General features: G+C 49.7%; 11 protein-coding genes and 4 pseudogenes. 13 read left to right on the top strand and 2 right to left on the bottom strand.

From position 1 onward, the window contains the following. Positions 1–201: 201 nt before the first annotated feature. Together AACV31_RS23205 and AACV31_RS23200 are read left to right on the top strand one after the other, a co-directional pair. Positions 202–354 (top strand): annotated as a pseudogene (locus tag AACV31_RS23205) (DUF1627 domain-containing protein); the annotation flags it as partial. Positions 355–510: 156 nt separating this feature from the next. Beyond that, a pseudogene (locus AACV31_RS23200) lies at positions 511–702 on the top strand (DUF1627 domain-containing protein); the annotation flags it as partial. Between the two features lie 258 nt (positions 703–960). Here AACV31_RS23200 and AACV31_RS12385 read toward each other — a convergent pair. After that, positions 961–1,260, bottom strand: a complete 300-nt coding sequence (locus AACV31_RS12385) for a type II toxin-antitoxin system RelE/ParE family toxin (protein ID WP_165157172.1) — start codon at positions 1,258–1,260, stop codon at positions 961–963. Between the two features lie 6 nt (positions 1,261–1,266). Further along, complete coding sequence (locus tag AACV31_RS12380) at positions 1,267–1,524, bottom strand: type II toxin-antitoxin system ParD family antitoxin (RefSeq protein WP_165157170.1); 258 nt, start codon at positions 1,522–1,524, stop codon at positions 1,267–1,269. A gap of 332 nt (positions 1,525–1,856) precedes the next feature. Between AACV31_RS12380 and AACV31_RS12375 the strand changes: the two are divergent. The 11 genes and pseudogenes from AACV31_RS12375 to AACV31_RS12325 form a co-directional block, all read left to right on the top strand. Next, positions 1,857–2,165 (top strand): annotated as a pseudogene (locus AACV31_RS12375) (ORF6N domain-containing protein); the annotation flags it as partial. 245 nt (positions 2,166–2,410) lie between these two features. Then, a complete protein-coding gene (locus AACV31_RS12370) occupies positions 2,411–3,037 on the top strand; it encodes an ORF6N domain-containing protein (RefSeq protein WP_370458118.1) in 627 nt (208 codons plus the stop codon). Positions 3,038–3,250: 213 nt separating this feature from the next. Further along, positions 3,251–3,406, top strand: coding sequence for a Hok/Gef family protein (locus AACV31_RS12365; RefSeq protein ID WP_085000993.1), 156 nt, complete (start codon positions 3,251–3,253; stop codon positions 3,404–3,406). 257 nt (positions 3,407–3,663) lie between these two features. Beyond that, positions 3,664–4,152: an ImmA/IrrE family metallo-endopeptidase gene (locus tag AACV31_RS12360; RefSeq protein WP_165157168.1), complete on the top strand. Its 489-nt coding sequence runs from the start codon at positions 3,664–3,666 to the stop codon at positions 4,150–4,152. A gap of 10 nt (positions 4,153–4,162) precedes the next feature. Continuing rightward, positions 4,163–4,588: a hypothetical protein gene (locus AACV31_RS12355; protein WP_255491441.1), complete on the top strand. Its 426-nt coding sequence runs from the start codon at positions 4,163–4,165 to the stop codon at positions 4,586–4,588. A 133-nt stretch (positions 4,589–4,721) separates the two neighbouring features. Beyond that, positions 4,722–4,863, top strand: a pseudogene (locus tag AACV31_RS12350) (ORF6N domain-containing protein); the annotation flags it as partial. Positions 4,864–5,245: 382 nt separating this feature from the next. Next, entirely contained in the window at positions 5,246–5,413 is a 168-nt protein-coding gene (locus tag AACV31_RS12345; protein ID WP_165157166.1) for a hypothetical protein, read from the top strand. 170 nt (positions 5,414–5,583) lie between these two features. Further along, on the top strand, positions 5,584–6,039 hold the full coding sequence (locus tag AACV31_RS12340; RefSeq protein WP_165157164.1) for a YbcN family protein: 456 nt from the start codon (positions 5,584–5,586) through the stop codon (positions 6,037–6,039). A gap of 2 nt (positions 6,040–6,041) precedes the next feature. Beyond that, complete coding sequence (locus tag AACV31_RS12335; RefSeq protein WP_255491440.1) at positions 6,042–6,251, top strand: hypothetical protein; 210 nt, start codon at positions 6,042–6,044, stop codon at positions 6,249–6,251. Positions 6,252–6,253: 2 nt separating this feature from the next. After that, a complete protein-coding gene (locus AACV31_RS12330) occupies positions 6,254–6,538 on the top strand; it encodes a hypothetical protein (RefSeq protein ID WP_255491439.1) in 285 nt (94 codons plus the stop codon). Then, positions 6,535–7,236, top strand: coding sequence for a bacteriophage antitermination protein Q (locus AACV31_RS12325; RefSeq protein WP_165157162.1), 702 nt, complete (start codon positions 6,535–6,537; stop codon positions 7,234–7,236). The genes AACV31_RS12330 and AACV31_RS12325 overlap by 4 nt, the downstream gene beginning before the upstream one ends. Positions 7,237–7,422: the final 186 nt, after the last annotated feature.

Below are 7,422 nucleotides of genomic sequence, written 5' to 3'. Positions count from 1 at the left end.
AAAGGCCCGGCGCCTGGCTGAGCTGCTGGCGCTGGCCCAAATCAGCGAAGAGGGCGTAATCACGATGGAAGGTCTGGTGCTTGCCGAAGCGCTGGAAATCATCGAAGAGCAGAAAAGCATTGAAGCATCAAGGCGTAGAGCAGCATGAACACAGAAAAACTGAAAGCGGCGGGATATGTCTGAAATTGTGTGAGGTTTTTTATGGAAACTGTTTTTGACGCACTGAAAGCGATGGGGAAAGCATCGTCACAGGAAGTTGCAGCACGCCTGGGAATGACGCGCAATGAAGCGATTAACGAACTGTGGATGCTGAAACGCCGTGGGGAGGCTGACAACAACGGTCCGATGTGGTGGCTGACCGAAAAAGCAAAAAATGGCGATATGAGCGTTCAAAATGCTGAAGTGGTGCAAGTGGGTTCCGGCAGCACGGAAAACGCAACACGGGACGATCGCAATCGTTTTCCGTCGACAGAACGGGAGGGTCAGAGCGGATGTCGGGCCGGGGAATTCGTGTCGTCGATACCGTCTTTCACCGAAAAGCGCTCTGACGACCTGATTTTCCCGTCTCTGCGCGTAGCTAACTGCGAGCTGCGTCGGGCAAAAAGCAACGTTCAGAAGTGGCAACGTGTCTGTGCCGCGCTGCGGGTGCTGAATCAGAACAAGGACATCCTTGCGCAGTTAAATCAGGAGTCCGCCAGATGAGCAAAATTCACAATCCAGTCGTGCTTATCAATAAAACCGGGAACGACACATATTCCATCGCTGTTACCGACGGCAGCGACAATTACCAGGACGCCAGGCTGATGGCATGCATGGAGCTGGAAATCGCGGGTGATAACGCTGATGTGTTTAGCCGCGTGGGTTATTACATGGCCGCTGAAATTGAGGCGCTTCGCGAGCGTGTGAGGTGCTATTCGTGCGTAACAGCTCCCCGCCTTGTCGGGCGAGGAGCAGTCACTATTAATCCTGAAGGGTTTCATAAGACTGCCCGCCGTGGAAGACTCCGGCGATAATCACCTTCTCCGCATCGACAGCAAAAGCGATAACGGTTCTGTGTCGAAAGTTCGTTACCCGCAAACCCGGCCTGATGTCGTCACGTTTATTGCCGCGCTCGGGGAAAGTAGAGAAACTATCAAGGTAATCAATCAGGGTATCAATGTACCCATCGGCAACAGCCGGGCTGGCTTGTTCGGAGATGTAACGGTGGAGGCTGACAATCTGCTGCTCCGCCTCCGGGGTGAATATAACCTCGAATTCCATCCGGGGTTATTTCCCGGTACGAACAGCTGCACGAACCTGAGCTGAAGAACGCCCTTTTTCTGGATTTTTTCTGATGGAATCAAGAGCTGGAGCTGCGGTGTTGGCAAGCCATGTTTCAATGGCTTTGTCGCGCTCATGCAATGCCCGCAATCCTTCCCGGATGACTTCGCTTTCAGAGGCATAGGCTCCGGAAGCGACACGGGCGCGAACCATATCAGCCATTTCGTTGGTGAGGGTGATACTGAATTGCTGAGTTGTACGCATGATAAACCTCTGCGAGTAGGATTGAACACTATTCAAGGATAACACACGATGGCCTGTTGACGACAACGGATATCCGGGGCTATATTCTCCGCGCAGCCGAAAAATCGGCTGCCGGGATTGGCGTCCCGGAATTTCACCGCGACAGAGACACGCCGCGAGCGTGTTTTTTATTGTCGTTTGCATACGCGCATCTGAATTATGGTGGGGCGTATGGGGGAGCCGAAAGGCTCGCCGGTCGGTGATCCGGTTACGCCAACCCTGTACGTCTCACCACCCAATCCGATTGGCGTCGGTGGTGGTGATAAAAAAACCTATCACCGGAGGGCGTCATTATGACCACTCAAATCTCTGTCGAAACACTTTCTCCGATCGTCTACAACCAGATCCCCGTTATCACTACCGAACTACTGGCGCAGCTTTATGGAACGGAATCAATTCGTATTCAGCAGAATCATGCCCGCAATACAGAGCGTTTTGTCGAAGGGAAGCATTTCTATAAATTAGTGGGCGATGAACTTCGACACATGAAACACAGACTATCTTTAAGCGAGTCTGTGAAAATCGCCCCGAATGTTCGCTCCCTCATCCTCTGGACAGAACGCGGCGCAGCCCGCCACGCCAAAATGCTCGAAACGGATCAGACTTGACGCATTTATGTTAATGAACTTATGATAGTCATAGGTGCTGAACACACCTCTCATAGCGGTTACCGCACCCGACAGACATGCGGTTTTTTTGCGTCCAGATTTTGTGAATAATGGTCGGGTAGCGTGTATTCCGAACAACAGCTGAAAGGCTAAGGATACAGGCCGTCTATGAGCGGTGTTCAAGTACCTGACCACCCCACTGAACATGGGGACTTGAACAATCTCATAGGACACAAATCATGGAAACTCTTTCCGTAGAATCCCTCACCGTTGTTACCCATTGCAACATTCCCGTCATCACGACTGAGTTACTTGCAAGGCTATACAAAACTGAAGGGAAGCATATACGTCAGAACTTCAAACGTAATGAATGTCGTTTTATTTCAGGAAAACACTTCTTTAAAGTAAGTGGCTTTGAACTTGATGATTTGCGAACCTCTCAAAGAGGTTTACAAATTTCCCCCAAAGTCCGCTCCCTCATCCTCTGGACAGAACGCGGCGCAGCCCGCCACGCCAAAATGCTCGAAACCGATCAGGCGTGGGAGGTTTTCGAAAAACTGGAAGATTGTTACTTCCGGCAGAACGGCTTCGAAACAACCCCGCCTGAGGCCCAGCCAATACCTTCGCAACACGCCATAATTACATACTTCGAAAACGGATTACCTGTATCAAGCATGCCGTTAATGCCGGGCCAGATAGTGATGAACCCCGAGCAATGCTTTGAACATATGATGTGCGCAGGTTTTTTGATAATTCCATGTGACGAGGCCGGTAGTCTTACGCTTGATGATCTGCAGGGGATGATTGAGGTTGCCAGGAAAACACGAGATGACTGGCTGAGGGGTAAACAAATTTCTCTTCGTTAGGCTGAAAATTTGCGACAGGGCAGTGAGTTAAGTAATATTCCTGCGGGTGCTTGAGGCTATCTGCCTCGGGCATGAACACTACAGGCAGATAGAGAAAAGCCCCGGAAACATTCAACGCCCTGCAAGGCGTTCAACATTAACCGAGGCCACATCTAATGCCAGACAACATTAGAGTAGTCTCTTACAGACCTTCGGGTCAAGGAGAAGCAGGCTATGAAGCAGCCAAAGGCGATATTAATCGCCCTGATCGTCATCTGTATTACTGCCGTTATGGCGGTACTGGTAACGAGGAAAGACCTCTGCGAGGTACGAATCCGAACCGGCCATATGGAGGTCGCTGTCTTCACAGCTTACGAATCTGAGGAGTAAGAGACCGGCGGGGAGGAATCCCCGCCACCCCTGATGTGTCAGGTATCCTCAATGCACCCACACTAAACCCGCTTCGGCGGGTTTTTATTATCTTGTTTACAAATGGCCTCATGTGGTTTCTGGTTTTTTTCTTTCATCCAGTATTCATTCTAAAAAGTATTGTTTAAGATGTGTTTGAACATGCGGGGTTGCTAAAGGCAAAGTGCGCATGTCGAAGATTTGGGCATTTCAATGATGAAATGGTATGTGGAGGACTTATGGCTACTAACCCAAGAGAACATGCACGACGTGTACTGGATGCTTTTTGGTGTGGTCGAGGCTTTCCCGTCGATCCAGCAAAGATTGCAAATGAAATGGGGCTTGATGTCTTTATTACATACTTGCCCGCTAAGGTGTCTGGTGCTTTGATAAAACAAAGAGATCAGGATCCGGCCATTTTTTTGAATGGCGATGATAACAAAGTCCGCCAGAGGTTTTCGTGCGGCCATGAGCTTGGACATTACATAGCCCGTCAGGCTGATCAGAGCGATGAGTATGAATATGTAGATCTTAGGGGGGAGGCTGCAAGCAACGGCACTCATCCTGATGAAATTTTTGCTAATCGGTTTTCTGCCGAACTACTTATGCCAGTAGATGAAGTCAAAAAGCTTCATGCTGAAGGTAACCCAAGTTACATAATGGCTCATTATTTTGGCGTGTCTGACGACGCGATGAGGTTTCGCCTAAAGAACTTAGGATTGAGATGAGTCGTTAAAAATGCAGGAAGAAAGGACTCCGGGAGAAGACGGCAAAATTAAGTCAGAGGTTCTGCGTCAGTTAAAAGAAACCCTCAAACAACACAGGCAGATTTCAGAAGATGACGGGCAGCCGGAATCCCAAAAACACCCGGCTTCCACTCCAGTTGTACCGGCTGCGAGGCAAGTAGAAGCTCTGGATCCTGAAAGACGCAAACTAGACAATCAAGATTTCGAAGCCGAAATTAAGTTGAAGAAGACTTACGGCATATGGTTTTTGATCATCTTGGCTTGTCAGTTGTTGATCATGAATGGTGTTTTTATATCTGGCGGAGCTGGGCTATTATCGTTCAAGGATTTGACCCTGCAGCTATACATGGGTGGAACGCTTACAGAGGTATTTGGCCTAGTGTTAGTCGTTACCAAGTACCTCTTCAAACGAAAATGATATTTCAACATAAAAACCCGCTTCGGCGGGTTTTTATGTTGCTGTTACTTCAATAATTGATCTATTTAATAGATTGATTTATTTTTATCTACCACATAAAACGATCATTGACCTTGGTTCTTGTGAGGGTTTTGTGAAAATTGCCCGCAATGTCCGTTTCTGTTTCCTCTGGGCAGTACGCGGCGCAGCCCGCAACGCCAAAATGCTTGAAGCCGCTCAGGCATGGGAGGTTTTTCGGAAGCCGGAGGATTGCTCTTTCAGTCAGAAACAATCCATCACACGCCACTTTCACGTCATCATCTCATTTTTGGAAATTGATTTCCCCGCATTACAGCGTCCATTGTTGATTGATGATTTTTAAGGGGGTTTTGAATCATTTATTGACGCCGCAGTACATATGGGATGGATAGTAATACGGAAATAGCAGTTACTGAATAGATGGACGGGAATATGAGGTCTTTGGCTCTCTCTTTTTGTTGTTCCCACCATAACCCCGAGGTTGTGGTGCGTTCCATTCTTTAATACACGATTATTGTTGTGGTTTTCTAATGATTTGATTGTCTGAATGGCTTCAGTTCCTCTCCTTGCATGGCGCACAGGAAAGTATGGGTGGGACTCCCCGAGTGGAGATGTTTCATTTTCACAGGAATTTTCACCATGAATGAAAAGGAACTGATTGCTGCACTTTCCGTACCGGGATGCTATGAGGTGGTGACACGCGAGGATGGATCATTTGTTGTAATTCCCATTCCACCAGACGTCATACTGATTAGCTGGGAAGCACATACCGAAGCTATCGGGTACTTCTGCTCTAAAAAAGAGTAAGCTATAATTAAGATGTCAGCCTGAACAACTGGCACCTGTCGCACCATTACGAGGTGAGTAGTGGTGCATTTAGAATACACTGAACAACAATGCGTAACCGCACTGCTCCTGCAATTATCAGGTAGTGGTGATATTCTTTGTCCGGCGTCTAACCTCTGCGGAGGTGGCGCATGAACTTTCCAAAAGACGGCATCCGTCTCCATAAATCCAACTTCACTGCAATCGGTAAGCAAATAGAACCATTGCTTGCCAGTGGGGACTGCTTGCGGCTGATACTCCGGCCCTGGCGTGAAACCCGAAGCCTTTCACAAAATAACCTTAGCCACATGTGGTACGAGCAAATCAGCCAGTACCTCATTTCACGCGGCAAATCCTTCGCAACCCCTGAGTGGGTAAAAGATGCACTTAAGCATTCCTACCTCGGCTACGAAGAACGCGAGATGACCGACGTCATCACCGGCGAGAAAACTACGATCCGCTCCCTGCGGCATACCTCCGATCTCGATACCGGCGAAATGCACTTTTTCCTCACGCGGGTAGAGGCCTGGGCGCTGAGTATCGGGTGCCAGCTCACCATTCCGGCCGACTGTGAATACATGCAGTTGCGTCAGAAGCAGGAGGCTTAATCATGCGTATCATGCGTATGGGCTGGTTTGAACATACTGATTGCTCTGCCGAAGAGGCTGATGAGTTGATATCCCGGTATCGTCTGCGCGGGGCAAAAGTTGAGCGCTATCTTTCTGCGGACTGCCGTAAATTCACCGTTCGCGTGCTCCTGCCGGAGAGCAAATACCCGCCACGCCAGGACAGAACTTTTCAGCAGCGGTTGTGGGGGTGACTATGGGGAGTATTTACCTGAGTGCAAAATGGCTGGCCGCTGTGCGCCAGATAGAATGTTGCGTGCTCTGTAATCGCTGGAGGGGACTGGCTGCTTACCGTAACGAGGGTAAGGGCACAGGACTCAAGGTCGATGATAGTCTGACTGCGGCGCTGTGTGTTGACTGCCATCACGCCATTGATAATGGCAGAGAACTGACGAGAGAGGAGCGTCGCGCGCTGATGGATCGCGCCATCGTACTGACGCTTTGTGAGCTAACGAGGCGCGGTCTGGGGGGGCCCAAATGACTCACGCTAATGAATTTATTCGCCAGCAGTTGATAGTCGCATTGGCCAATCTGAGTGGCAGCACAAAGGGCCAGTTGGTGGCGTTCGCAGAGAATGCGCAACTGATTACCAGTCGCCATAAGCGCAAGCCGCTAAAAGTGACAGACCCGGAAACGGGCGAACTTGTGGCCGTCTGGAACGAGCCAGTACCGGGCGTGCAGTCACGCGCGAAAGGCTCGCATATTCCGCTTGTGCTGCCGGTCGAGTATGCCACAGCAAGCTGGAGACGCGCAGTACTGGCGCTGGAATTACATGAAATCGCCTGGTTAATGTGGTGTTATGGCGAAAATACCCGCTACGCCTACCAGATGGAGATCGTGCGCTGGGGATGGGAGGTATTCACCGCCGGGCTGGCAGGAAAACGTATTGCCGCCAAAACCGTGGCCCGTCTGCGCGCGCTGGTATGGCTTGCGGCGCAGGATGTTAAACGCGAGCTGCGCGGCGGGCCCGGCGCAGGCAAAACCTACCAACAAACTGAGCTGGCGGCGCTGGCGGGCGTGACGGCTAAGAACTGGTGGAAAGGCTACGCTCGCCACTGGGAAGCGATCCGGGAGATATTCGATCGACTCGATGTCGACGCGCTGCTGAAGGCCAGCAAAAAACGGCAAAACCAAAAACGTGAAAATTTAATGCCATCGCTTGCAAAAGTAGATTTTTAGCGGCAGAATTAAGCAGAATTTGATATTATTGCCTAAATTATAAAAAGCGCACTCGAGCGGTTTTTTCTTTTCTGGTGTCGCTTCCAGCGATTCTTGTTTTGTTATAAAAAATACAAAAATTTACCCATTTTTAAATTACGGTTATTGAATTGCCATCTTTGTTGAGTATTATTTGCGCCGGTTCTG

The organism is Cronobacter sp. EKM101R (assembly GCF_963888145.1).
GTDB lineage: Bacteria > Pseudomonadota > Gammaproteobacteria > Enterobacterales > Enterobacteriaceae > Cronobacter > Cronobacter turicensis.
This window is presented reverse-complemented; position numbering and strand designations above follow the sequence as displayed.